General features: G+C 74.7%; 24 protein-coding genes. 16 read left to right on the top strand and 8 right to left on the bottom strand.

From position 1 onward, the window contains the following. Window positions 1-18: 18 nt before the first annotated feature. The 3 genes from ACZ3ZD_RS09835 to ACZ3ZD_RS09825 form a co-directional block, all read right to left on the bottom strand. The gene (locus ACZ3ZD_RS09835; protein WP_467395238.1) at window positions 19-867 is read right to left on the bottom strand and encodes an EamA family transporter; all 849 of its coding nucleotides are present in this window, start codon (window positions 865-867) and stop codon (window positions 19-21) included. A gap of 290 nt (window positions 868-1,157) precedes the next feature. After that, window positions 1,158-2,054, bottom strand: a complete 897-nt coding sequence (locus ACZ3ZD_RS09830; protein WP_467395237.1) for an NAD(P)-dependent oxidoreductase — start codon at window positions 2,052-2,054, stop codon at window positions 1,158-1,160. Window positions 2,055-2,421: 367 nt separating this feature from the next. After that, a complete protein-coding gene (locus tag ACZ3ZD_RS09825; protein WP_467395236.1) occupies window positions 2,422-3,477 on the bottom strand; it encodes a lysostaphin resistance A-like protein in 1,056 nt (351 codons plus the stop codon). Between the two features lie 180 nt (window positions 3,478-3,657). Between ACZ3ZD_RS09825 and ACZ3ZD_RS09820 the strand changes: the two genes are divergently transcribed. Continuing rightward, a complete protein-coding gene (locus ACZ3ZD_RS09820; RefSeq protein ID WP_467395235.1) occupies window positions 3,658-5,991 on the top strand; it encodes a histidine kinase in 2,334 nt (777 codons plus the stop codon). An 8-nt stretch (window positions 5,992-5,999) separates the two neighbouring features. Continuing rightward, window positions 6,000-6,665: a response regulator gene (locus ACZ3ZD_RS09815; protein ID WP_467395234.1), complete on the top strand. Its 666-nt coding sequence runs from the start codon at window positions 6,000-6,002 to the stop codon at window positions 6,663-6,665. 40 nt (window positions 6,666-6,705) lie between these two features. Here ACZ3ZD_RS09815 and ACZ3ZD_RS09810 read toward each other — a convergent pair whose 3' ends face one another. The 5 genes from ACZ3ZD_RS09810 to ACZ3ZD_RS09790 all read right to left on the bottom strand — a co-directional run bounded on the left by ACZ3ZD_RS09810 (window position 6,706) and on the right by ACZ3ZD_RS09790 (window position 11,054). Continuing rightward, a complete protein-coding gene (locus ACZ3ZD_RS09810; RefSeq protein WP_467395233.1) occupies window positions 6,706-7,770 on the bottom strand; it encodes a YihY/virulence factor BrkB family protein in 1,065 nt (354 codons plus the stop codon). Window positions 7,771-7,861: 91 nt separating this feature from the next. After that, on the bottom strand, window positions 7,862-8,326 hold the full coding sequence (locus ACZ3ZD_RS09805; protein ID WP_467395232.1) for a peptidoglycan-binding domain-containing protein: 465 nt from the start codon (window positions 8,324-8,326) through the stop codon (window positions 7,862-7,864). 168 nt (window positions 8,327-8,494) lie between these two features. Beyond that, complete coding sequence (locus ACZ3ZD_RS09800) at window positions 8,495-9,097, bottom strand: Rv1733c family protein (RefSeq protein WP_467395231.1); 603 nt, start codon at window positions 9,095-9,097, stop codon at window positions 8,495-8,497. Between the two features lie 200 nt (window positions 9,098-9,297). Further along, on the bottom strand, window positions 9,298-10,032 hold the full coding sequence (locus ACZ3ZD_RS09795; protein WP_467395230.1) for a TIGR03943 family putative permease subunit: 735 nt from the start codon (window positions 10,030-10,032) through the stop codon (window positions 9,298-9,300). Then, window positions 10,029-11,054: a permease gene (locus ACZ3ZD_RS09790; RefSeq protein WP_467395229.1), complete on the bottom strand. Its 1,026-nt coding sequence runs from the start codon at window positions 11,052-11,054 to the stop codon at window positions 10,029-10,031. The genes ACZ3ZD_RS09795 and ACZ3ZD_RS09790 overlap by 4 nt, the downstream gene beginning before the upstream one ends. 195 nt (window positions 11,055-11,249) lie before the next feature. Between ACZ3ZD_RS09790 and ACZ3ZD_RS09785 the strand changes: the two genes are divergently transcribed. From ACZ3ZD_RS09785 to hypA, 14 genes are all read left to right on the top strand, one after another. Beyond that, window positions 11,250-12,074, top strand: coding sequence for a serine hydrolase (locus tag ACZ3ZD_RS09785; RefSeq protein ID WP_467395228.1), 825 nt, complete (start codon window positions 11,250-11,252; stop codon window positions 12,072-12,074). Between the two features lie 186 nt (window positions 12,075-12,260). Beyond that, a complete protein-coding gene (locus ACZ3ZD_RS09780) occupies window positions 12,261-12,491 on the top strand; it encodes a response regulator transcription factor (protein ID WP_467395227.1) in 231 nt (76 codons plus the stop codon). 45 nt (window positions 12,492-12,536) lie between these two features. Further along, window positions 12,537-13,604, top strand: coding sequence for a hypothetical protein (locus tag ACZ3ZD_RS09775; protein WP_467395226.1), 1,068 nt, complete (start codon window positions 12,537-12,539; stop codon window positions 13,602-13,604). A gap of 120 nt (window positions 13,605-13,724) precedes the next feature. Further along, a complete protein-coding gene (locus tag ACZ3ZD_RS09770; RefSeq protein ID WP_467395225.1) occupies window positions 13,725-14,834 on the top strand; it encodes an FUSC family protein in 1,110 nt (369 codons plus the stop codon). Beyond that, window positions 14,831-16,027 carry a PP2C family protein-serine/threonine phosphatase gene (locus tag ACZ3ZD_RS09765; protein WP_467395224.1) on the top strand — a complete coding sequence of 399 codons (1,197 nt, stop codon included), beginning with the start codon at window positions 14,831-14,833 and terminating at the stop codon, window positions 16,025-16,027. The genes ACZ3ZD_RS09770 and ACZ3ZD_RS09765 overlap by 4 nt, the downstream gene beginning before the upstream one ends. A 99-nt stretch (window positions 16,028-16,126) precedes the next feature. Beyond that, window positions 16,127-16,705 carry a hypothetical protein gene (locus ACZ3ZD_RS09760; protein WP_467395223.1) on the top strand — a complete coding sequence of 193 codons (579 nt, stop codon included), beginning with the start codon at window positions 16,127-16,129 and terminating at the stop codon, window positions 16,703-16,705. A gap of 259 nt (window positions 16,706-16,964) precedes the next feature. After that, the gene (locus ACZ3ZD_RS09755; RefSeq protein WP_467395222.1) at window positions 16,965-18,434 is read left to right on the top strand and encodes a hypothetical protein; all 1,470 of its coding nucleotides are present in this window, start codon (window positions 16,965-16,967) and stop codon (window positions 18,432-18,434) included. Next, entirely contained in the window at window positions 18,431-19,519 is a 1,089-nt protein-coding gene (locus ACZ3ZD_RS09750) for an NADH-quinone oxidoreductase subunit B family protein (protein ID WP_467395221.1), read from the top strand. Before ACZ3ZD_RS09755 ends, ACZ3ZD_RS09750 begins: the two co-directional genes overlap by 4 nt. 73 nt (window positions 19,520-19,592) lie before the next feature. Beyond that, window positions 19,593-21,386 carry a nickel-dependent hydrogenase large subunit gene (locus ACZ3ZD_RS09745; protein ID WP_467395220.1) on the top strand — a complete coding sequence of 598 codons (1,794 nt, stop codon included), beginning with the start codon at window positions 19,593-19,595 and terminating at the stop codon, window positions 21,384-21,386. Next, the gene (locus ACZ3ZD_RS09740; RefSeq protein WP_467395219.1) at window positions 21,379-21,933 is read left to right on the top strand and encodes a NifU family protein; all 555 of its coding nucleotides are present in this window, start codon (window positions 21,379-21,381) and stop codon (window positions 21,931-21,933) included. Before ACZ3ZD_RS09745 ends, ACZ3ZD_RS09740 begins: the two co-directional genes overlap by 8 nt. Then, window positions 21,930-22,526, top strand: coding sequence for a DUF5947 family protein (locus ACZ3ZD_RS09735; RefSeq protein WP_467395218.1), 597 nt, complete (start codon window positions 21,930-21,932; stop codon window positions 22,524-22,526). Before ACZ3ZD_RS09740 ends, ACZ3ZD_RS09735 begins: the two co-directional genes overlap by 4 nt. Before the next feature lie 20 nt (window positions 22,527-22,546). Beyond that, window positions 22,547-22,753, top strand: a complete 207-nt coding sequence (locus ACZ3ZD_RS09730; protein WP_467395217.1) for a hypothetical protein — start codon at window positions 22,547-22,549, stop codon at window positions 22,751-22,753. 11 nt (window positions 22,754-22,764) lie between these two features. Then, window positions 22,765-22,965: a hypothetical protein gene (locus ACZ3ZD_RS09725; protein WP_467395216.1), complete on the top strand. Its 201-nt coding sequence runs from the start codon at window positions 22,765-22,767 to the stop codon at window positions 22,963-22,965. Window positions 22,966-22,972: 7 nt separating this feature from the next. Continuing rightward, window positions 22,973-23,329, top strand: a complete 357-nt coding sequence (hypA, locus tag ACZ3ZD_RS09720) for a hydrogenase maturation nickel metallochaperone HypA (protein ID WP_467395215.1) — start codon at window positions 22,973-22,975, stop codon at window positions 23,327-23,329. The last annotated feature ends 24 nt before the right edge of the window (window positions 23,330-23,353 follow it).

Below are 23,353 nucleotides of genomic sequence, written 5' to 3'. Positions count from 1 at the left end.
GATCCGGCACCGACGGGTTCAGCGCAGGGCGATGAGTCCGATGGCGGCGGCCGCGCACACCAGTCCGGCCGCCTGCCACCGGGTCAGCCGCTCGTGCAGGAAGACCAGCGCCAGCAGTACCGGGATGGCCGGGTAGAGCGCCGAGAGCACGGTGGCGACGGCCATCAGCTGGTGCCGGGTCGCGGCCAGGTACAGGATGATCGCGACCGTGCCGACCGCTCCGGCCGCCCCGGCCACCGCCGTCAGCCGGCCGGGCATGGCCACCGGGGACCGGTACAGGGCCAGTACCACGGCGATGACCAGCACGGAGGCGAGCCGGCTGACGACGACCGGCCACAGGCCGCCGCCGGCTCCCACCTGGGCCATCGCGAGGAACTGCACCCCGAAACCGGCGCTCGCGGCCAGTGCGGCCGGCACGCCCGCGGTCACCGGCGCACGGCCGCCGTCCGGGCCGGGCCCCGACGCCTGGGCGACGAGCCAGAGCGCGGGCACGGCCGCCGCGATACCGACCCAGGCGACGGCGGCCGGCCGCTCCCCCAGGAAGGCCACACCCACCAGCACGGGAAGGGCGACGGCGCCCACGTCGCTGACCGGTACGACGACGCTCATCTTCCCCTGGGACATCGCCCGGTAGAGGAAGGCGACGCCCACGCCCGTGCCGACACCCGACAGCGCCCCGAACCAGTAGTCCCCCGCCGTCGCGGAGCCACCGGGGGACGCGAGGGCCGCCACCACCGCGACCACGCTCCCGGCGAGCTGGGCGTAGAGGGCCACGGTGATGCCGTCGGTACGGCGGGAGACGAGCCCGTTCGCGAAGTGGGTCACCCCGAAGCAGAGCGCGGAGGCCAGCGCGAGCGTCTCACCCACGGGCGCTCCCCGCGTACGGCTGCGGGCTCTTCCGGGGCGGCGGGGCGGCGGGGCGCGAAGACATACCGAGCGCCCTACCCGGGATCGCCGCGATGATGACTTCCGGGCCGTCGAGGACCAGGACCACCCCACGGCCGGACTGGCCCCACCGCGGGAGTGGTTGGCCTCCCCGCCGTACGACCCGGTCCTGCTGCCCGGCGTGCGGCAGGTGCTCGGCACCGCCGCACCGGCCGGCAGCGTGGTCGTACACCCCCCCTCGCAAGAGGGGCGGCGGAGGGGACGGCGGCTTATCAGGCGGACGGACGGTCGGCGGGGCCGAAGCTGGCGAAGTAGGCGGCGGCCATGTCCTCGTCCGCGTGGCCCTGCGCGGCGGCGCGCTCCAGACGCGCGGCGCTCGCGGCGGCCACGTCCAGCCGGACCCCGTTTGCCTCGCCCGCCCCGACGATGAGCCGGGCGTCCTTGGCGGCCGTGGCCACCGCGAACTGGGGCGGGGTGAGCCGGCCTTCCAGGATCAGCCGGGACTTGGCGTGCAGATATCCCATGTCCAGCGGGCCGCCCTCGATCGCGTCGAAGAATCCCTGCGGGTCCACGCCGAGCGCCCGGGCCAGGGCCAGCACCTCGCCGGTCGCGGCGGTGGCCGCGAGGACCCAGCTGTTGGCGACCAGCTTCAGCCGGGTCGCGGTACCGGCCGCACCGTCCTCGCCGGTCCACACGGTACGGTCCCCGACCGCGTCGAACACCGGGGTCACGGCGGCCCGGTGGGCGCTCGGGCCGGCGGCGAGGACGAGGAGCCGTCCGGCCTCGGCGGGCTGCCGGGTGCCCAGGACCGGCGCGTCGAAGAACACGAGGTCGTGGTCGCGGGCGAAAGCGGCCAGATCTCCGATGGCGTCGAGGCCGGCGGTGGTGGACTGCACCCAGGCGGCGCCCGAGCGCAGCGCGGGCGCCGCCTCGCGCATGACCTCCAGGGCGGCCGGGCCGTCGTAGAGCATCGTCAGGACGACATCGGCGCCCTCGACGGCCTCGGCTGGGGTGCCGGCGACGTGCGCGCCGTCGTCGGCGAGCGGGTCGGCCTTGGCGCGGGTGCGGTTCCAGGCCCTGACACTGTGTCCGGCCCGCACGAGGTTGCGGGCCATCGCGGCGCCCATGATGCCGGTGCCCAGGACGCTCACGGTGAGCTTGTCGGTCATGACGTCGACTCCCTGAAGTGTGGGGGTTTGCGACGCGGCCCGGACCGCCCGGGCGCACCTGCCGGCCGTTCCGCGTCTCCTGGCCGAGGATACGGAGCCGGCCGGCCGATCCTCGTCACCTGCCGTTCCCGGACACGGGCGCCCCCGGGGCGCGGCGGCCGGACGGGAACCGTCCCCGAGTGCGGTGGCCGGTGGATCCGTGCGGCGGGGATACCGGTGGTGCGTGGGCCGCGGCGGGTGCGGGGGCGGCGTGGCGGGGTCCGGCAAGCGGAGGAGAGGGTCATGTCCGATGCGGTGGCGCCGGTGGCCGCCACCGGCCTCGCGGCCCGCACCCTCCCCACCGCCCCGCACACCGCCTGACCGCGGCTCACACGCGGCCCGCGCCGTCTCCCCCGGCGCCCCGGGACGCGGGCGGAGCCGCCGTGTCCGGTGCCGGCCGGCCGGGCCACGGCGGCGGCACGGGTGCGCCGTGGACGTACGGGTACGCCATCGCGACAAGCGGCGGCGGCACCGCAGGACCGGGTACTGGGGCGGTGCGGGCCGGCCTTCGGCGGCGCAGCCACCAGGCCACGGCCGCCGTGTACAGGGCGATGCCCACGACGTCGACGGCGACCATCTGCCAGGGCGCGTCGGCCGCGCTCTCGTCGGTGTTCAGGCCGCCCACGACGGCGGCCGAGACGCCGAAGGCGAGGAGGTTGTTGACCGCGTGCAGGGCGATGGACGCCTCCAGCCCGCCCGTCCGCCAGGTCAGCCAGCCCGCGGCCGCCCCGAAGACGACCAGGTCGGCGAAGCCCCAGGGGGTGCCCCAGCCGTGGGCGGCGGCGAACAGGACGGCCTGGGGCAGCAGGGCGGCCCACGGCGAGCGCAGGTACGCCCCGGCGGTCTGGGTCAGCCAGCCGCGGAACACGTACTCCTCCGCGGCCGCCTGCACCGGCACGAGCACCACCAGCATCGCGAGGGCCCTGCCGAAGGCCGCCCAGCCCACCCACGGGCCCTCCCCCTCGCCGTCACCGGGCAGCAGGTACGCGGCACCCATCGAGAGGGCGAGGACCGGTACGGCGGTCAGCCCGCACAGCAGCAGCCAGCGCCATCTCAGCCGCCCGGTCACGGAGGAGACCGTGCCGGCCCGGCGCCGGCCGATCCAGCGCACGGTCACCAGGACGACGGGTATCGCCACCGCGATCGAGAGCAGATCCACTGCGGTGCCCGAGACGGGGCCGAACTCCGGCCAGCCGTCGGCGTCCTCGCGGTAACCCAGGGACACCGCCAGGGCGGCGCAGGCGAGCATCAGGAGGACCACGGCGAGCGTGTAGGCCACGGCCACGACCAGCGTCCCGAGCAGGGGGCGCCACCACCGGTGGTGCGGGGAGAGACGGGCCAGGCGGTGGTACGGCAGTCGCTCGTCGAGCTGAGGCTGTGTCATGCCGTCAGCCTGCCCGAACATCCCCTGGCGTGGCATCGGCTCAGGGGGTGACCGGATGCTCCACCCCCGGTTGGTGCCTGGCCCGGGACCGGGGGTCCGTTCTCTGTCTCTGGGTGGAGAGGGATCTCCACCCCTGGTCCGGTGCCCGGCGCGCGGGCGGCCCCTACGCTCGTCGGCTACATGGAGACGATACGCAACTGGCTTCTGCCCCTGCTGCTGGCGGCCGGGCAGGGCGCCCTGCTGTGGCCCGGCGTGGGCCCGGACGGCACACCCGGCCGCCCCGCCCTGCTCTGCGTGCTGGGCGCGCCGGCCCTGGAGACGGCCGCGCTGGCCCGACGCCGTACCGCCCCGGTGCGGGTGCTGGTCTGCACCCTGGGCACGCTGGTCCTGGGCGGGCTCGCCGGGCCGGACCACTACCTCGGTGTCGCCCCGCTGGTCGCCCTGTACTCCGTCGCCGTGCGGTGCCCGGTTCCGGTGACGGTGCGGGCGGTCGCCGCCGCCGTGGGCGTCGAGTGGGTGCTGGCCGCCGTACGCGAGGGCCCCCGGCCCGCGCTGCTGTCCGAGATGGCGGTCGCGCTCGGCGGGTACCTGCTGTGCGCGGGGCTCGGCGAGGCACGGCGGCAGTGGCTGGCCGGCCGGCTCACCGCGGCCCGGCGGCTGGCCGGGGCGGAGCACGCCCGCCGGGTGGCGGGCGACGAGGAGCGCCGGCGACTGGCCCGGGAGCTGCACGATGTGAGCGCCCATCACCTCACCTCGGTCGTGGTGACCGTCGACGCGGCGCGCCGACTCCAGGGCAGCAGGCCCGACATAGCCGCGGAGGCGCTGTCGTTCGCGGAGCGCACCGGAACCGAAACCCTCACGGCACTGCAACGGCTGGTGGGCCTGCTGCGGGACACCGACCGCCCGGACCACCGGCCGATGAGCGGGCGGATCGAGGAACTGGTCGCCGGTTTCGGCCGGTTGGGCCGCCCGGTCACCGCGCGGATCCCCGGCGACCTGGCCGGCCCGTCGGCCGAGGCGGTCCACGGCATCGTCCGCGAGGCGCTCACCAACGCGCTGCGGTACGCGCCCGGCGCCGCCGCCGGGGTCCTGGTCACGCGGGCGGACGGCATGCTCCGGCTGACCGTGCGGAACGCGCCGCCGCGCACCGCGCCGCACGGCGCCGGCGGTCTGGGCGCGGGGCGGGGCGTGGCCGGGATGCGGGAGCGGGCCGTGGCGGCCGGTGGCGAACTGAGCGCCGGACCCACGCCGGAGGGCGGCTGGCAGGTGTGCGCGACACTGCCCGACGGCGCCGAGCCGCGACGGCCGGACCCGCACGGCTGGCGGCGTGACGTGCTGCGGGAGCAGCGACTCGCCGATCCCGCCCTGGTGGCGGTGTCGATGATCCTGCCGGTGACCTACGCCCTCGCGGTCACGGAGGACTGGTCCGGCGCCGCCCGGCGCGCCGCGCTGCCGGCGCTGCTGGTCGTCTGCGGGCTGCTGGTGCTGCACGCGCTGCCCCTGCTGTGGCGCAGACGTGCGCCGTGGACCGTCCTCCTCGCCGTTCTGGCGACGGCCTGGCCGGGTCCGGTGGCCGTGGCCGGGGGCCTTCTGCCGTCCCCGGTGGCGCAGTTCCTCGCCGCCGGGACGCTGGCGGAGACCCTGGCCGTGTACGCGGTCGCCGCCTACGGTCAGGGGGCGGGGCGCACCTGGCCGGCGCCGGTCGCGGCGGCCCTCGGAGCGGCCGGCGCCGTGGCGGCCGTGTCCTCGGCCGACGGTTCGGTGGCGGGCGAGCCGACGGGGACGGCCGGCACCGTCCTGCTGGTCTTCTTGCTGTCCGTCCTGCTGGCCCCGGTGTTCGCGGCCGTGTGGGGCGCCGGTCTGATCGTGCGGCGGCGCCGGCTGCGCGCCCTGGCCCACGACGACTTCGCGTTCGCCAGCTCGATGTGGCAGGCGGACCGGGCCGCGGTGGCGGAACGGCGGCGGCTCGCGGCCACCTTGCGGGACGCCGTGCTGGAGCACACGCGGGCGCTCGTCGGCGCGGCCCGGCGGGGCGACCTGGCGGAGGTGGCCGGCACGGCCAGGGCGGCGCTGGCCGCGATGCGGGAGATGCTGCACAGCCTGGGCGACGGCGGCGGACCCGGCGGCCGGCTCGCCCCGTCGCCGGCCGCCGGCGACCTGGAGGCGCTGTGCGGTGCGCTGCGTTCCGCCGGCCGTGACGTCCGGCTGCGGGGTCTGCCTGAGGCCGCCCGGGACCTGCCGCCGTCGGTACAGGTCTCGGTGTACCGGATCGTCGAAGCGGCACTCGGTGCGGGCGACACGGGTCCGGCGCGGGTGACCCTGCGGCGGTGGCGCGGCACCCTGCGGATCACGGTGACGGGGGTGCGGCTCGCCGTCGCGGGCCCGGTCGCCGAACGCCTGCGGGTGCAGGCCGCCGCGGCCGAGGGGCGGCTCCGGTGCGAACCGGCCGGTACGCTACGGGTGGTGTTGCCGGCCGGAGCCGTTCCGGCCCCGGTCCAGGAGGTGGCCCCGTAGCCGTACGCGTGATCGTCGTCGACGACCAGGCCGTGGTCCGGGCGGGATTCGCCGCCATCGTGGACGCCGAACCCGATCTGACCGTGGTGGCCGAGGCCGGTGACGGGGCGACGGCGGTGTCACGCGCCGCCGCCGGGGACGCCGATGTCGTCCTGATGGACATCCGGATGCCGGGCATGGACGGACTGACCGCGACCCGGCTGATCACCGCCCGGTCCGGCGGTCCGCGCGTGCTGGTGCTCACCACGTTCGACCTGGACGAGTACGTGTACGAGGCGCTGCGCGCCGGGGCGTCCGGGTTCCTGCTGAAGGACGCCGAGCCCGAGCAGTTGCTGTCCGCGATCCGGGTGGTCGCGGCCGGCGACGGCATCCTGGCGCCCGCGGTGACCCGCCGGCTCATCGACACCTTCGCCCGCAGCGCCCCTCCCCCGCCCCGGCCCCCGGCCGGCGGGCCCCTGGGCCGGCTCACCCAGCGGGAACGGGAGGTCCTGCTGAAGATCGCCTCCGGGCTGACCAACGCGGAGATCGGCACCGAACTCGGTGTCACCACGGGCACGGTCAAGAGCCACGTGAACGCGCTGCTGTCCAAGCTCGGCCTGCGCGACCGAGTCCAGGCCACGATCCTCGCCTACGAGACCGGCCTGATCGCCCCGGGCGGGGTCCCGCGGAGCTGACCGGTACCGGCTCGCCGAGGGCGAGGTGCGTACGCCCGCGTCAGCTTCCGTCCAGGCGGCGTACGTCGTCCTTGGTCCACTTCCTGGTGTCGCGGGGTCGGGTGTAGGGCTCGGCGTCGGGCGGGTGGCCGCCGGCGATGGCCCGCTGCCGTACGGTCTCCGCGTCGAACTCCAGGCCCAGCAGGACGGCCAGGTTGGTGATCCACAGCCAGACCAGGAAGACGATGACGCCGGCCATGGTGCCGTACGTCTTGTTGTAGGAGCCGAAGTTGGCGACGTAGAACGCGAAGCCGGCGGAGGCGGCCATCCAGATCAGCAGGGCGAGGACGCTGCCGGGGGTGATCCAGGTGAAGCCCTTGACCTTGGCGTTCGGGGTGGCCCAGTACAGGATGGCGATCATCAGGGTGACGAGCAGGACCAGCACCGGCCACTTGGCGATGCCCCAGACGGTCAGCGCCGTGTCGCCGAGGCCGAGCGCCCGCCCGGCGCGGCGGGCCAGGCCCCCGGTGAAGACCACGATGAGCGCGCCGGCCACGGTGAGGATCATCAGGACGACGGTGACGCCGACGCGCACCGGGAGGATCTTCCACGCCGGGCGGCCCTCGGGCATGTCGTAGACGGCGTTGGCGGCGCGGATGAACGCGGCCACGTAGCCGGACGCGGACCACACGGCCAGCACGATGCCGACCAGGGCCACGAGCGAGCCGACGCCGGCGCCGTGGCGCAGCTGTTCCACGGCCCGGGTGACGATGTCCCGGGCGGGGCCGGGCGCGAGGCCGTTCAGGTTGGCCAGCAGCCGGTCGGTGACCGACCTGCCGGCGACGGCCAGCAGGGAGACCAGGACCAGCAGCGCGGGGAACAGGGCCAGGACGGCGTAGTAGGTGAGCGCCGCCGCCCGGTCGGTCAGCTCGTCGTCCCGGAACTCGCGCAGGGCGCCCCGGAAGACCGCGGCCCACGCGCGGCGCGGCAGCTTCACGGGAGTGCGCGGTGCCCGCCGCTCGACCTCGGGGGCGGGCCCGGCCTCGTCGGGCGCCGGGATCCGCGGCGCCGGGTCCTCGTCGGCGGCCTGCCGGTGGCGGCGCCGGGGTACGTGCAGCTTCGCCATACCGGCCGAGTAACCCGGCAGCGCGCCCTCAAGCGCTCCGCCCCGGGAAGCCGGGGCGGAGGCTGGTGCGGGCGGCGCGGGATGCCGTGCCTCAGTGGGCGTTGGCGAACCGCTTGAACGCGGCCTTGGTGCCGGCACCGGCGATGCCGTCGATGTGACCGTGGTAGCCGTAGCCCTCCTTCAGGAGCCGCTGGAGCGCCTTGACCGTGTTCTTGCCGACGACGCCGTCGATCGGAGCGGAGTAGCCCCAGTACTTCTTCAGGCAGCGCTGGAAGGCCTTCCAGCTGTTGGTGCCGAGCTTGCCGTCGATGGAGCCCTGGTACTTCCAGTACGTCTTCAGCCAGCGCTGGACCTTCTTCGCCTGGGCGGTGCTCAGGCCGAGGTTGTTCACCGCCTGCGGAGTGACGGCCTCGCTGACCGCCGCCGGCCGGGCCGCTTCGGGCTGGGCTGCCGCGGGTGCGGCGAAACTCGTGCCCGCCGCGGCCAGGCTGCCCGCGGCCAGCGCCACGGTCGTGGTGGCGGCGAGGAGGGTCCTGGTGAGGATGTTCGTCTGCATGTGTTTCCCCCTGGTCGACGAGTGCCTCTCGGCACGGCACACAAGCTATGTGCGCGGGCCCCGGTCCGTCGCCAACCGGGGAGTTGACCTCCGGCTCCACCGGCCGCGGTAGCGCCGGGCCGGTGTACAACCTGTGCGGTAGGTGCAGGGGGCGCACTCCACCGGCGCTCAGCCCCTGCCTCCGCTCAGGTTCCCCCACCGGGGTCCGATCTGCTTCCACTCCTCGTCCCACTCGGCCATGCGCCGCCGGATGAGCCGGCCGCGCAGGAGCCGTCCGGCGCCCCAGACCAGCGCGCCGGCGGCCGGGGCGGCGAGGACGCCGGTGAGCGCCGACTGCAGATCGGCGGCCGCTCCGGTGACGGGGGCGGGCACGACCCGGCCCGACCGGTTCGTCCACACGGTGACCCGGGTTCCGGCGGGGGCGCCCGGGACGACCTTCGCGCGGTCGGTGTGCACCGAGCCGTCCGGGTCCGTCCACCGCACCGCGGCCCACACCCGCCCGTCGTCGTACCCGCTGGCCGCGGCCGGGGAGCGGGCCGCGTCGTCGGTGAGTACGGCGGCCACCCGGTGCTCGTGTGTCAGCCGTGCGGCGAACGCCGACTCGGAGTTCCGGGCCGCGACGAGGCCCCCGAGGACCGCGGCGACCAGGGCGAGCAGCCAGCCGGCGAGGACGATCCAGGCCTCGACGACGTCGCTGTGCCGCTTGAGCGGGTTGCGCCGCCACCGCCACAGCCGCAGGGGGGTGACCGTCGTAGGAGGTGTCCGTGTCACCGCCACCGCCTCCTCTCACACCGGCGCCCGAACCCCGGCTCGACCCCGGCGGTCCCCCGGCCCCGGAGTCCCACGAAAGGGTCATAACACCATCGTGCACCTGTCCCACACCGCTCGTCCGCCACGGCCCGTTCCTCGTGGCACCGGCGTCCGTCCGGGAGGGGCCCGGCACCGCAGGGGTCACACGAGAGGCCCCGGCGTCACGAGGCGGTCAGGGGCAGGTCGTCGGTGTAGGCGTTCAGCGGCTGGGCGACGGGCGTGGCGTGGTGGACGTCGAGTGCCGGCTCCGCGGTCCTGGTGCCCAGGGTGCCGTGGGGATGCCACGTGCCGGTGACCGCCAGCCAGGTGTCGGCGGGCGGGGCCTGCGTGCCGTACATGCGTACCTCGACCGTCTGGGAGTCCGCCGCGCAGCAGGTGAAGATGATGCGGGTCAGATACCAGCCGCCGTCCTCGCCGGCCGGGGTGACGAACCCCGTCAGCAGCACGGCACGGTTCCCGACGGCCTGGCTGCGGTCCTGCTGGACCCGTTTGGTGAAGTCGGTGAGGGTCAGCGGCAGCGGCGACGTCGGGGGCAGCGGGGCGAACCCCTTCTGTACGGCGACGGGCTTGGCGTGGGCACGGGCCGCCGTGTACGCGCCGAGCGCGGGCGGGGCGTACAGCAGCAGGCTGAGGGCGGGCAGGAACAGCAGCCAGGCGACGCGCGGCGTGCCGGTGTGGTCGTGGCCGTGCTCGTGACCGGTGTCCCCGGACGGCCGGTGCCGGTCCCGGACGGCCGCTCCCATAAGGGCGAGCAGCAGCAGGACCACCCCGGACGCGATGAGCGGCGGGCGCAGCCCGGCCTTGACGTAGCGCAGGTAGAGGTCGGTGAAGAGGGCCACGTGCTGCAGGCCGAGGCCGGTCAGCGCCAGGAGCAGCGTCTGGGCGGGGCGTTTCACAGCAGCGCGCCTCCGGTCAGGACGCTCGCGGCGATCGCCACGACGGTGGTCGCCGTGCAGAACCGCCAGGCGAACGCGCGGCCGAAGGTGCCCGCCTGGAGGGCGATCAGCTTGAGGTCGACCATCGGGCCGACGACGAGGAAGGCGAGTCGGGCGGTCGCCGAGAAGCCGGTGAGGGAGGCCGCGACGAACGCGTCCGCCTCCGAACAGACGGCCAGCAGCACGGCGAGGGCGGCCAGGAAGAGCACCGACAGCCAGGGCGAACCGGAGAAGGTGTCGAGGACGGAGCGGGGCACGGCGACGTTGAAGGTGGCGGCGGCCATCGCACCGAGCACCAGGTAGCCGCCGGCGTGCAGGAAGTCGTGCTGGAAGGCGAGCCGGAACTCGTTCCAGCGGCCGTGTCCGTCCCGGTGGCCGGTGTGCCGGTGGCGCAGCAGCGGGCTCAGCCACTCCTCCTTGCCGAGCCAGAGCCACAGCCAGCCCATAGCGGCCGCCGTGCCGAGGGAGGCGAGCAGCCGGGCGGCGACCATCGCGGGGTTGCCGGGGAAGGCGACGGCGGTGGCCGTGAGCACGACGGGGTTGATCGCGGGCGCGGACAGCAGGAAGGCGAAGGCGGCGGCCGGGGTGACGCCCCGGCGGATCAGGCTGCCGGCGACCGGGACGGAGGCGCACTCGCAGCCCGGCAGCACCGCGCCGGCGACCCCGGCGACCGGTACGGCGAGGGCCGCCCGTTTCGGCAGCACCCTGGTGAACAGGTCGGCCGGCACGAACGCGTTGATGGCGCCGGACAGGGCGGTGCCCAGGAGCAGGAAGGGGAGCGCCTGGACGGTGATGGCCAGGCAGACGGTGCGCCAGGCCTGGACGGCCGGTCGGTCGAGCCACTGGGTGCCGGCGAGAAGGAGCACGGCGGTGGCGGCGGCCGTGAGCGCGAGGGCGGCGCCCAGCGGCCGGGCCCGGACGCGGCGCACGGCCGGACGGAGGGGTACGGCCGCCACACCTACCAGTTCATCCGTTTTTTCCATGGTCACTCCGGATGTCGGCGTCCGGCCGACGATAAGCGAGGAGGACGGCCCGGCCGCGCGTACACGCCGCCCCGGTAGCGAGTCCGCCCCACATTGCGCTCCATCGGTGGCTCTTCTCACAATCGGGGCGAATCAGGGCCGAAGGTGACCGGTGCCACGTCGCCGGGCCGGTGCGGGCCGCTAACTTCGTGCCCCATGTCCTCCCGCCCCTCCCCCACCGCGCGGACCAAGGCCGGCGCCCTCCTTGCCTCGGCAGCGGCCCTCACCGCCACCGGCCTCCTGCACCCGGCCCAGGCCGCGGCCGCGGCCGCCACCACCCCGCCCTCCGAGCACCCCCCGGCGCACGCCACCGCGGCCGTGGTCGACCTGGACGGCACCAGCGGCGCCCCCGTGCTGCACGGCACGGACCGGGCGTACGACACCGCCAGCATTGTCAAGGTCGACATCCTCGCGGCGCTGCTGCTCCGGGCGCAGGACGCGGGACGGCAGCTCACCGCGCAGGAGAAGGAGCGCGCCGAGCCGATGATCCGGCGCAGCGACAACGCGGCGGCGAACGCCCTGTGGCGGCAGATCGGGCAGGCTCCGGGGCTGGCGGCGGCGAACAAGCGCCTGGGGCTGACCTCGACGACGGGCGGCCCGGGCGGCAAGTGGGGGCTGACCCGGACCACCGCGAGCGACCAGATACGGCTGCTGCGGGCGGTGTTCGACGCCGGCGGTCCGGTGCGCGCGGGCTCCGGCGGGCTCGACGCGCGGTCCCGTGCCTATGTCCGCGCCCTGATGAGCCGGGTCGTACCCGAGCAGCGCTGGGGTGTCTCCGCGGCCGGCACCGAGGCCACCGGGCGGGCCCTGAAGAACGGCTGGCTGGAGCGGGACACCACGGGGCTGTGGGACGTCAACAGCGTCGGCCGGGTCACGGTCGGGGGACACCGGTATCTCGTCGCGGTCCTGTCGGACGGGAACGCGACGATGGAGGACGGTGTGTCCCTGGTGGAGCGCACGGCTCGCGCGGCCGTGACCTGAGCAAACGCCGGAGAACCCGGTCGGCGGGGCGCTGGGTTCCGCCTGCTTCGCTCGGTCCCGGATGCCCCTGTGACACGGCTGTGACAGTCGGCGGACAGCCCCATGAAGTCCGGTCAGCAATCTGGTGGAACAAGGGCAAAACGCCCTAAACGGTCAGTCCCCAGCCGTTCCGCCGGAGGAATCAGCATGAGCGCCACCCTCGCCCCCTCTCCCACCGAAGCCCCCGCCCCCGCGCTGGCTCCGCGCGAGCGGGAGACGCTCCGGCACATCGCCTCCGGACGCACCTACCTGCAGACGGCCCGCCACATGGGACTGTCCACCCACACCGTGGACGCCTACCTGCGCCGCATCCGGGCCAAGTTCAACATCACCAACACCGCCGAGCTGACCCGCGTGGCCGTCGCTCTGGGCCTGTGAGCCGGGGGCGTCCGGCACGCCGGGAAACGGTGGCAGGATGCCCGGATGGAACCGATCTTGCGAACGGCCGGCCGCCTGCTGGGAACCGGGCTGTCCGACCCGGTCGACCTGGGCGGCAGCCGCCGTAGCTCCGTCCTGCGGTGCCGGACGACTGCGGGCGGCACGGTGATCGTGAAGGCGTTCGGCCGGGAACCGGAGGCGCTGCGCTCCTTCACCGCGGAGGCCGCCGCGCTCTCCCTCGGCGCCGGCCCGGCCCTGCTGGGCGTGGAACCGGACACCCCGCTGCTGGTGATGGAGGACCTGGGGGCCGCGCCGACGCTCGCGGACGTGCTGCTCGGCGACGATCCGAAGGCCGCGGCGGACGGCCTGCTGGCCTGGGCCCACGCGCTCGGCCGGCTGTCCGCCGGATCGGTGGCCGGACGCGCCGACTTCGCCCGGCTGGCGGCCCGGTTCGACCAGGGCGTGCCGTCGGGGCCGGACGACCCGTGGATCGAGCGGTGCGCCGCCGAACTGCCCGTGCAGCTCGCGCGGTGGGGGGTCGCCGTACCGCCGGACCTGGCCGGCGAGCTGGCCGCTGTCGGCACGGCGGGCGGTGACCGGTACGCGGCGTTCACGCCCGGCGACACCTGCCCGGACAACACTCTGCTCACGGCGGACGGGCTGCGCCTGATCGACTTCGAGGGCGCGACCTTCCAGTCGGTCTTCCTGACCGCCGCCTACTGCCGGATGCCCTTCTCCACCTGCTGGTGCGTCTTCCGGCTGCCCGCCTGCCTGGCCCGGGAGGTCGAGCAGACCTATCGCACGGAGGTCGTTGCCGTCCATCCGGAGCTGGCCGAGGACGCGGTGTGGGAGGCGGGCCTGCGCCGGGCGATCGCGCTGTGGACGGTCCACGGCACCGTGCACCTGCTGCCCCATGCCGGCGAGGACCGGCCGATGCACCGCACCCGGCGCCCGGTCCCGACGGTGCGCCGGCTGCTGCGGCACCGCTGGGAGACCGCACGCACGCTCACCGAGTTCCCGGCGCTGGCCCGGACGATGGAGCTGCTGCTGGACGGCCCCGCCCGGGACTGGGATACCGCCCCGCTCCCGCTTTACCCCGCCTTCCGGAACTGAGGGCTCCTTCCCCACACGGCACTTATTTGCCTCTCGCCCCATTTGTCCGATTATCCTGGGCGGCCTTGCCGGGCCGGGCGAACGGCCCGCGGATCCCGACGAGGAAGGGGCGAGAACGGTATGCGCGGCGCACGGTGGTCCGCTCTGCCGGCACGGATGGGACGCTTCGGCCGCACCCACTGCGCCGAGGCCGCCCGGGCGACCGTGGCCGCCGGGCTGACCTGGCAGAGCTGTTCGGCACTGCTGCACACGCCCGCCCCGTACGCGGGGGCCGTCGCCGCGCTGCTCATCGTCGAGACGACGGTGGTGCGCACGGCCTCCGCCGCCCTGCGGTACGGCGCGGGCTGTCTGCTCGGCGTCCTCATCGCCGTACCCGGCGCGCTGTACGTCCGCCCCGGCATGGCGGGTCTGGTCCTGGTCGTCTTCGCCTCGGTGCTGCTCGCCCGGCGCGGGTTCCTCGGGCACCACGGCATCCATGTGCCGACGACCGCGCTGATCACGTTCGCCCTGGTCCGCGACCGGCACCCCGGCGAGCTGCTCTCCCACCTGGCGGAGATCGTGCTCGGCATCGCTTTCGGCCTGGCGTGCAGCGCGCTGCTGCTCCCCGCCGTGCGGGTGCGGTCCGCCGAGCGGGCGCTGGAGGAGCTGCGGGTGCTGGTCGCCCGGTACCTCGACGGTCTGGCCGACACGGTCGTGGGCCGCGGGCGGCCCCGGGACCTGCTCGGGCCCGCCTGGGAGCGGGACCTGGACCGGGCACTGGAGCGGGCCCGCACGGCCGTGGACGAGGCGCACGAGAGCGTGCGGTGGAACCCGCGGCCGACCGCCCGGCGCCGCCGGTGGCACCTGGACCACCGGGTGCTGGGGACCCTGTCCGAGGTGGCGCGCGAGCTGGCCGCCACGGGCCGGCTCCTCGACGCGCGCCCGGGGGCGGCCGGCACACCCGGCGCCGGTGGCTCCTTCGCCCAGCCGTACGCCCGGCTGCTGCGCACCACCGCGCTGTGCGCCTACTCCTGCCGGGGCGGCCGGCCGCATCCCGCCCTGCCCGCGACCCGCCGGGCCCTGACCCGGCTCGACGCCGCCCGCCGCGACCCCCCGGCCACCGGCACCGAGGCCGGCCACCTGCTCCGGCACCTGGAGTCGGCCCTGTCCTGCCTGTCGGCCCCGGCACCCGCCCCACCCGACCGCACCCACCGGGCACACCGCCCCCTACGACCCACCACCCGACGATGACCCACACCCCGGCACACACCCAGCCCGGCCACCCGTCCCGGGCCCTGGTCCGCCGGCTTCTCCGCTCCCGCGTCCTGCTCGCGGTGGCCCCCGTGGCCCTGCTGACGGTCGTCGCCCTCACCGATCTGCTCACCCCCGACTGGCTGCACGTGTCACCGGTGATGGTCGCCGTGCCCGTGCTGGCCTCGGTGGCGCTCCCGGTGTGGGCCACGGCGTCCCTGGGCTGCGCCGCGCTGACCCTGACCGCCCTGCTCCAGGCGGACGCCGGGCAGTGGGGGCGTCCGGACTCGGACGTCGTGCTGTTCAGCCTGCTCGTGGTCGGCCTGACCTCGATGGCCGCCTGCTGCCTGCGCGGGCGCCGGGAACGCCAGTTGCGGCAGGTCCGCTCGGTGGCGGAGACGGCACAGCGGGCGCTGATGCACCCCCTGCCCCACCGGATCGGCTCGCTGGCCCTGCGCGGGGTGTATCTGCCGGCCGAGTCGGAGGCGAGGATCGGCGGCGACTTCTACGAGGCGCTGGCGACGCCGTACGGCACCCGGGTCCTGGTCGGCGACGTCCGCGGCAAGGGGCTGCCGGCCGTCGGGGCCTCCGCCGCCCTCCTCGGCGCCTTCCGCGAACTCGCCCACCAGGAACGTTCGTTGACGCGGGTCGCCGAGCGGCTCGACGAGCGGGCCCGACGGCAGATCGTCGCCGTCGACGGCACCCCGGAGGACGGCCGCACGGACAGCACGCTGTTCACCGAGCGGTTCGCGACCGCCCTGCTGGTGGAGTTCCCGCCCGGCGAGCCCGTGGCCCGCCTCGTGCACTGCGGACACCCCGAGCCGTTCCTCGTGCACGCCGGGCGGGTGGAGGGCCTGCTCCCCGACCGGCCGGGCGCCCCCCTCGGCCTCGGCGACCTGCTGGACACGGCACCGCCCGCCCAGACCGTGCCGTTCGGCCCGGGCGACCGGCTGCTGCTGTACACCGACGGGTTCATCGAGGCCCGGGACCGGCGCGGCCGCTTCCTCGACCTGTCCGCGCACGTCGAGGCGCACGCGGGCCGGCCCCTGGAGGCGATGGTGGGCGCACTGCGCCGGGACCTGGTCCGCCACGCGTACGGCGACCTCGGCGACGACGCGGCACTGGTGGCGCTGGAGCGGCTGCCCGCACGACCGGACCCCGCGCCCGCCGGGCCCGGGCGCCCCGGCCCGTGAACCGTCCCCTTTTCGGCCCCCTTTCTCCGTCCGCTCCCCGGCCGGGCACGCGGTCGCCGATGATGGGCGGGACGCAGCGGCGAGGGGAGGGAGGCGGCCGTGGGGTGGACGACCGAGGAGTTCGGGGCGTCCCACGAGGGCATCGTGGGGGCCGTCCTGGCCGACGGCAGTGAGCCGAAGCCCGCGTACTTCGACCTCGGCGGCGGCGCCGAGATGTACCGGACCAGCGAGTGGTGGGCGTACGACGGCGACCTGGGCCGGCCGCGGGCGGCGGCGGTGCGGGCCGCGTGCAGCTGCGGCTGGCGCGGGCCGAGCACCCCCGTCCCCGCGGCCGAGCCGGCCGGCGAGGACCTGGAGGAGCTGGACGTCTCGGCGCAGCGCCGGGACTGGAGCGAGCACATCCGCGCGGTCGAACGGCGGACGGTGCCGCTGCCGGACGAGGTGACCCAGCTGCTGGCCGCCCTGGAGGACAAGCTGTTCGCGCTGGCCGAGGACGCGCCGGCCGCCGCGCTGCGGGCCGTCGCCGCGCTGGACCGGCTGACCCGCCGGGCCGGCCGGGAGGCGGCCGGTCTGATCGAGGAGGACGGCGTGCGGCGCTGGGAGGACCTCGGCCGGGCCCTGGGCCTCGACGCCGACAGCGCCAGGTCCCTGGTCGCCCGGTTCCTGCTCCCCCACTGACCCGTCGGCGGCACTCGCCTGCCGCCCGCCCGGCAGTCCGGCGGTGCCCGCGGGGTGACGCCGGCCTCCTCCGTACCGAAGAGCGCGCTTTCCTGTCCCGGCCTGGGCGAGCCCGCTCCGGTGACCGCCGCCTCCGTACCCCCGGACCGCCGCGGGATTCCACTGTCCGGCCTAATGACGGTGCGCCTGAGGGGCGGGCGAGCGCGACTGGTGTGACCGTGGGGAGAGGTTCCGCGATCACCAGTGGCGAGGAGAGAGCATGGCGAACGGAGTCGGCGAGGGCTGTGCGCAGCTGAGTGCCGTGGCGGACGCCGTGCTCTACGAGGGGTACCTGCTGTACCCCTACCGCCGGTCCTCGGGGAAGAACCGGGTGCGCTGGCAGTTCGGGGTGCTGCTGCCCCGCGACTGGGTGGAGCGGGACGGTCCGGTCACGCCCGGTGTCTCCGGCTCCGCCGACTCCTGGTACCAGCGCACCGAGTGCCTGCTGCGGGTGTGCCGCGCCGACGCGGCCGTACGCGTGCGCGTGCGGTACCTCCAGCTCCAGCACAAGCAGGTGGAGGAGGCCGACGTGGACGGCGGGCACCGCCCGGTGGAGTCGCTGCGCACCGCCGACGGGGTCACCCACCTGTCGTTCGAGGAGGCGGTGCCCCGCGAGACCGAGCTGCTGCTGCCGCTGGCGGAGCTGCTGCGGGACGGCGGGCGGACCGCGGCCGTGGGCGCGCCGGCCGGCACGGAGTACGAACCGCTGCCGCAGGGCGCCGGGCGGACGGTGCGCCGGCGCCGCCAGGTGCGGGCGGAGACGACGGTCGTGGCCGAGCCGCTCGGAGCGGAGCTGTACCGGCTGCGGGTGCGCACCGAGAACACGGCCGGCGCACAGGACCCGGGGGCCCCGCGCGGTGCGGTGCTCGGGCAGGCGCTGCTGGCCACCCACACCGTCCTGGCCGCCGACGGAGCCGAGTTCGTGTCGCTGATCGACCCGCCCGCCGGCCTCGCCGAGCAGGTCCGCGGCTGCCGCAACGCGTTCACGTTCCCGGTGCTCGGCGGGCCGCCCCCGCAGCCGGCGGGCGACGACGGCGCGACGGGGGCGTTCCTGCTCTCCGCGCCGATCATCCTCCCCGACCATCCGCAGGTGGCGCCGGAGAGCCCGGGCGACCTGCACGACGCGGCGGAGATCGACGAGATCCTCACGCTGCGCACGATGCTGCTGACCGACGAGGAGAAGGCCGAGGCCCGGGCCACCGATCCGCGGGCCGCGCGGATCCTGGACCGGGTGGACAGCATGCCCCCGGAGGTCTTCTCCCGGCTGCACGGCGCCATCCGCTCCCTGACCCCGGCCCAGCGCCCGTCGGCCGCACGGCCGGCCTGGTGGCAGGAGGGCGGGGACGAGGGGCTGTCCCCGGCGACGGACACCGTGCTGGTGGACGGCGTGCCCGTGGGCGGCGGCAGCCGGGTGCGGCTGTGCCCGCGCGGCCGGGGCGCCGACGCCCAGGACATGTTCCTGGACGGACGGACCGCGCAGGTGGCCGCGGTCTTCCACGACGTGGACGGCAGCGTCCACCTGGCCGTCACCGTCGACGACGATCCCGCCGCCGAACTGCACGACTGGTACGGCCGGTTCCACTACTTCCGCCCCGACGAGGTGGCACCGCTCGACCGGGCCGAGTGCGCCGCGTCGGCCGCCGCCCACGACCCAGTCCGAGACCGGCTGCAACGGAGGCCGCAGACATGACCACACAGAGCGGTACCACGGAAGTCCAGGGCGAGCCCAGCAGGGCCGAGGCACGGGAGGGCTTCGACGAGATCACCATCCTGTGGATCTCGGAGGGCATGAGCTGCGACGGCGACACCGTCTCCCTCACCGCGGCCGGCCAGCCCTCCATCGAGGACGTCGTGCTCGGCCTGATCCCGGGCCTGCCGAAGGTGAACCTGGTCAACAAGGTGCTCTCGCCGAGCCTGGGCGGAGAGGACTTCCTGGCCCCGTACCGGGCGGCGGCCCGCGGTGAGCTGGAGCCGTTCATCCTCGTCATCGAGGGGTCGATCCCGAACCAGAACATCATCGAGGGCGACGGCTACTGGACGTCGTTCGGCAACCACCCGGACACCGGTGAGCCGCAGACGCTGAACGAGTGGATCGACGACCTCGCGCCCCGGGCCTGGGCGGTGGTCGCGGCCGGTACCTGCGCGACGTTCGGCGGCATCCACGCGATGGCCGGCAACCCGACCGGCTGCATGGGTCTCGCGGACTACCTGGGCTGGGACTTCAAGGCGCGCTCGGGGCTGCCGGTGGTCAACGTGCCGGGCTGTCCGATCCAGCCGGAGAACTTCATGGAGACCCTGGTCTGGGTGCTCCAGCACGCGGCCGGTGCCGCTCCCCCGCCGCCGCTGGACCACATGCTGCGTCCGCAGTGGCTGTTCGGCAAGACCGTGCACGAGGGCTGCGACCGGGCCGCCTACTACGAGCAGGCCGACTTCGCGCGGGACTACAACTCCCCCAAGTGCCAGGTGAAGGTGGGCTGCTGGGGTCCGGTCGTCAACTGCAACGTGCCCAAGCGCGGCTGGATGGCCGGTATCGGCGGCTGCCCCAACGTCGGCGGCATCTGCATCGGCTGCACGATGCCGAGCTTCCCGGACGCCTTCATGCCGTTCATGGACGAACCCCCGGGCGGCACGCTGTCCTCCATGGTGATCAAGCCGTACGGGGCGGTCGTCCGCCGGCTGCGCGGCCTGACCAACGACCTGGTGAACCACGAGCCCAAGTGGCGCCACAACAAGAGCACGCTGACCAGCGGTTACGACCCGCACTGGCGCGCCTGACGCCGCCCGTCCCGTCCCCTTCTCCGCCCGCCACCCATCCGCTCAATCCGAACAGCGAGGGGCAGTACCGCAGATGACCACCACCGAGTCCCGGTCCACAGAACGCAAACCCGCTCAGCTCGTCGACATGTCCTGGGACCCCATCACCCGGATCATCGGCAACCTGGGCATCTACACGAAGATCGACTTCGCCAACCGGGAAGTCGTGGAGTGCCACAGCACCTCGTCGCTGTTCCGCGGCTACTCGGTGTTCATGAAGGGCAAGGATCCGCGGGACGCCGGGTTCATCACCTCGCGGATCTGCGGTATCTGCGGCGACAACCACACCACCTGCTCCAACTACGCCCAGCAGATGGCCTACGGGGTGAAGCCGCCGAAGCTGGCGGAGCACATCACCAACCTCGGCGAGGCGGCGGAGTACATCTTCGACCACACGATCTTCCAGGACAACCTGGTCTTCGTGGACTTCTGCGAGGCGATGGTCAAGGCCACCAACCCCGGTGTGCTGGCCCGCGCCGAACGCACCGACGCGCCCCGCGGGGACGTCCACGGCTACCGCACCATCGCCGAGATCATGAAGGCCTTCAACCCCTTCGAGGGCGAGGTCTACAAGGAGGCGCTGAAGGTCAGCCGGATCACCCGGGAGATGTTCTGCCTGATGGAGGGGCGGCACGTACACCCCTCCACGCTGTACCCGGGCGGGGTCGGCACGATGCCGCAGCCGAACACCTTCACCGACTACCTCAGCCGCCTGATGCGCGTCATCGACTTCATCAAGAAGGCGGTGGCGATGAACGACGACGTCTTCGACTTCTTCTACGAGGCGCTGCCCGGCTACGAGGAGGTCGGCAAGCGCCGCATCCTGCTCGGCTGCTGGGGCGCCTTCCAGAACCCCGACGTGGTCGACTACCGCTACGCGACGATGAACGAGTGGGGCCGGGCGATGTACGTCACGCCGGGCATCATCGTGGACGGCAAGCTGGTCACCAACAACCTGATCGACATCAACCTCGGCCTGCGCATCATGCTGGGCAGCTCGTTCTACGAGGACTGGGTCAACGAGGACCCGTTCGTCACCCACGACCCGCTCGGCAACCCGGTCGACATGCGGCACCCGTGGAACCAGACCACGGTGCCGGTGCCGCAGAAGCGGGACTTCGACGGCAACTACAGCTGGGTGATGAGCCCCCGCTGGTACCACCCGGAGAGCGGTGAGCACCTCGCGCTGGACACCGGCGGCGGCCCGCTGGCCCGGCTGTGGTCGACCGCGCTGAGCGGCCTCGTCGACACGCCGTACGTCAAGGCGACCGGCGGCGGCATCCGCATCACCCTGCCCCGGGGCGAGAAGCTGCCGGAGACGACCCTGGAGTGGCGCATCCCGAAGTGGAGCAACACCCTCGAACGGGACCGCGCCCGGCCGTACTTCATCGCCTACGCCGCCGCGATGGCACTCCAGTTCCTGGAGGAGGCGATGGGGATGCTGCGCAGCGGCGACACCAAGGTGTACGAGAACTTCGAGGTGCCGGACGAGGCGATCGGCTGCGGTTTCCACGAGGCGGTGCGCGGTGTCCTCTCGCACCACCTGGTGATCCGGGACAAGAAGATCGCCAACTACCACCCGTACCCGCCCACTCCGTGGAACGCCAGCCCGCGCGACATCTACGGCACCCCTGGCCCGTACGAGGACGCCGTGCAGGGCCAGCCGATCTTCGAGGAGAACGGGCCCGACGACTTCAAGGGCGTCGACATCATGCGCACCGTCCGCAGCTTCGACCCCTGTCTGCCGTGCGGTGTCCACATGTACATGGGCAAGGGCAAGACGCTGACGACCGTGCACTCGCCGACGTACGGAGCGAACCATGGCTGACACCGCCGCACGGCTGCCGGACCCGGCGGTGGAGGCGCGCCTCGCCCGGCTCGACGAGGTGCTGGCCGGCCTGGAGAGCATGCCCGGCCCGGCGCTGGAGGCGGTGCGGCTGCTGACCGAGGTCTACGGCGAGGCCCTCGCCCGGGTGCTGGACCTCGCGGAGCAGCCGCTGCGGGAGCGGCTGGCCGAGGACGAGCTGCTCGGGCACCTGCTGGTGCTGCACGACATCCATCCGGAGCCGCCCGAGCGCCGGGCCGCCCGCGCGGTGGAGAAGCTGCGGCCGGCGGTGCGCGAGCGCGGCGGCGACCTGGAGTGGGCCGGCGTCGAAGGGCGGGTGGCCCGGGTGCGGCTGAGCACCGGCGGCGGCTGCGGTTCGGGCTGCGGCGGCGGTGGCACCGCCCCCCTGGAGGCCGTACGGGCCGCCGTCCTGGCGGTGGCTCCGGAGCTGGAGTCGGTCGAGCCGGTCGAGGCGGAGCGCCGGCCGGCCCCCGCGTTCGTGCCGCTGAGCACGATCAGGCGCCGGGCCGTGTCCCAGGAGGCGCGGTGACCGCGCAGGGCGCGCTGGCCCGGGTGATCCGCTCCGCCGCCGACCGGGCGGAGCGCGACGAGGCCGAGGTCTGCGAACTGTGCGCCGCCCGTGTGGCCGTGGAACACGCCCATCTGTACGACACCGGGGCCGCCGAGGTGCGGTGCGTGTGCGGGCCCTGCTCGGTGCTGTTCGCCGACGGCGGGGCGGGTGAGGGCCGCTACCGGCTCGTGCCCCGGCGCCGGCTGCGGCTGCCGCCGGTCGACACCGGGGTGCTGGGTGTTCCGGTGGGGCTGGTGTTCTTCGTGCCGCGTTCCGACGGCACGGTCACCGCGCAGGGCCCGAGCCCGGCGGGGGCCATGCGGTGGGAGGTGGACGCGGCGGCCTGGCAGCGGCTGGCCGCCACGGTCCCGCAGCTCGGCGCCATGACCCCCGATGTCGAGGCGCTGCTGGTCAACACCGTGCGCGGCCTCGACGCACACTGGATCGTGCCGGTCGACGACTGCTACCGCATGATCGCGCTGGTCCGCCGCGAGTGGCAGGGCCTGTCCGGTGGCGGCCGGGTCTGGCAGGCCGTAGAACAGTTCTTCAGGGAGCTGACCGAGCGGTCGTGAGGACCGGAAGGAGACCCGAGATGGGCAGCATCCGAGTGGGCCGCCCCCAGGCGAAGCCCGACACGCCCAGCCATGTGCGCGGACTGCACCAGGGGAACAAGGGCCCCTACGAGCATCAGCAGGGACACCACGAGGACGGCAGCTCCGACGCGCGCCGCTCCACCGGTATCCACTGGAAACGGCATGACGCCCTGGTGAAGGACATGCCGAACATCTCGCCGGGATGAGGGAGCAGGACATGAGCGTCATGAACACGGCCATGAGGCGAAGGAAGACCGTACGGCGGGGGATGTCCGGCCGGCGGGTGCTCGCGGTCCAGGCGGCGGTGGCCGGCTCGCTGGCCGCGGCCCTGGTCGTCTGGGAACTGCCGGGCATCGTGCGCGAGCTGCGGATCTACCGGATGACCGGAGGCCTGCGCGCGGGCCACCGGTACCCGTGAGGCCGGCGTGCACGAGCTGTCGATCGCGACCGCGATCGTGGAGCAGGCGGCGGAGATCGCCCGCGCGGACGGCGCGGACGGCGTGTCGTCGGTGACGGTCAGGGTCGGTGAGCTGGCCGGTGTCGTCCCGGACGCGCTGCACTTCGCCTTCGAGGTGGCCCGGGACGGTACGGCCCTCGCGGGGGCCCGGCTGATCGTGGAGCAGGTGCCGGCGCGGGCCTGGTGCGGGGCGTGTACCGAGGAGTTCGCCGTCGGCATGCCGCCGTTCTTCTGGTGCCCGCGCTGTGACCGGCCGTCGCAGGAGCTGCGCGGCGGGCGGGAGTTGGAGATCACGGGGGTGGCGCCGGTCCCGGCCCCCGCGTGACGGCGGGGCCGGGGGGCGGCTCGG

This window comes from Streptomyces sp. NPDC023481 (assembly GCF_055560195.1).
This window is presented reverse-complemented; position numbering and strand designations above follow the sequence as displayed.

What these genes read in the sequence shown, in the direction of transcription:
- ACZ3ZD_RS09830 (WP_467395237.1), bottom strand. Translation starts at nt 2,054, where the DNA reads ATGACCGACAAGCTCACCGTGAGCGTCCTGGGCACCGGCATCATGGGC.
- ACZ3ZD_RS09825 (WP_467395236.1), bottom strand. Translation starts at nt 3,477, where the DNA reads ATGACACAGCCTCAGCTCGACGAGCGACTGCCGTACCACCGCCTGGCC.
- ACZ3ZD_RS09820 (WP_467395235.1), top strand. Translation starts at nt 3,658, where the DNA reads ATGGAGACGATACGCAACTGGCTTCTGCCCCTGCTGCTGGCGGCCGGG.
- ACZ3ZD_RS09810 (WP_467395233.1), bottom strand. Translation starts at nt 7,770, where the DNA reads ATGGCGAAGCTGCACGTACCCCGGCGCCGCCACCGGCAGGCCGCCGAC.
- ACZ3ZD_RS09805 (WP_467395232.1), bottom strand. Translation starts at nt 8,326, where the DNA reads ATGCAGACGAACATCCTCACCAGGACCCTCCTCGCCGCCACCACGACC.
- ACZ3ZD_RS09790 (WP_467395229.1), bottom strand. Translation starts at nt 11,054, where the DNA reads ATGGAAAAAACGGATGAACTGGTAGGTGTGGCGGCCGTACCCCTCCGT.
- ACZ3ZD_RS09785 (WP_467395228.1), top strand. Translation starts at nt 11,250, where the DNA reads ATGTCCTCCCGCCCCTCCCCCACCGCGCGGACCAAGGCCGGCGCCCTC.
- ACZ3ZD_RS09780 (WP_467395227.1), top strand. Translation starts at nt 12,261, where the DNA reads ATGAGCGCCACCCTCGCCCCCTCTCCCACCGAAGCCCCCGCCCCCGCG.
- ACZ3ZD_RS09775 (WP_467395226.1), top strand. Translation starts at nt 12,537, where the DNA reads ATGGAACCGATCTTGCGAACGGCCGGCCGCCTGCTGGGAACCGGGCTG.
- ACZ3ZD_RS09770 (WP_467395225.1), top strand. Translation starts at nt 13,725, where the DNA reads ATGCGCGGCGCACGGTGGTCCGCTCTGCCGGCACGGATGGGACGCTTC.
- ACZ3ZD_RS09765 (WP_467395224.1), top strand. Translation starts at nt 14,831, where the DNA reads ATGACCCACACCCCGGCACACACCCAGCCCGGCCACCCGTCCCGGGCC.
- ACZ3ZD_RS09755 (WP_467395222.1), top strand. Translation starts at nt 16,965, where the DNA reads ATGGCGAACGGAGTCGGCGAGGGCTGTGCGCAGCTGAGTGCCGTGGCG.
- ACZ3ZD_RS09750 (WP_467395221.1), top strand. Translation starts at nt 18,431, where the DNA reads ATGACCACACAGAGCGGTACCACGGAAGTCCAGGGCGAGCCCAGCAGG.
- ACZ3ZD_RS09745 (WP_467395220.1), top strand. Translation starts at nt 19,593, where the DNA reads ATGACCACCACCGAGTCCCGGTCCACAGAACGCAAACCCGCTCAGCTC.
- ACZ3ZD_RS09740 (WP_467395219.1), top strand. Translation starts at nt 21,379, where the DNA reads ATGGCTGACACCGCCGCACGGCTGCCGGACCCGGCGGTGGAGGCGCGC.
- ACZ3ZD_RS09730 (WP_467395217.1), top strand. Translation starts at nt 22,547, where the DNA reads ATGGGCAGCATCCGAGTGGGCCGCCCCCAGGCGAAGCCCGACACGCCC.
- ACZ3ZD_RS09725 (WP_467395216.1), top strand. Translation starts at nt 22,765, where the DNA reads ATGAGCGTCATGAACACGGCCATGAGGCGAAGGAAGACCGTACGGCGG.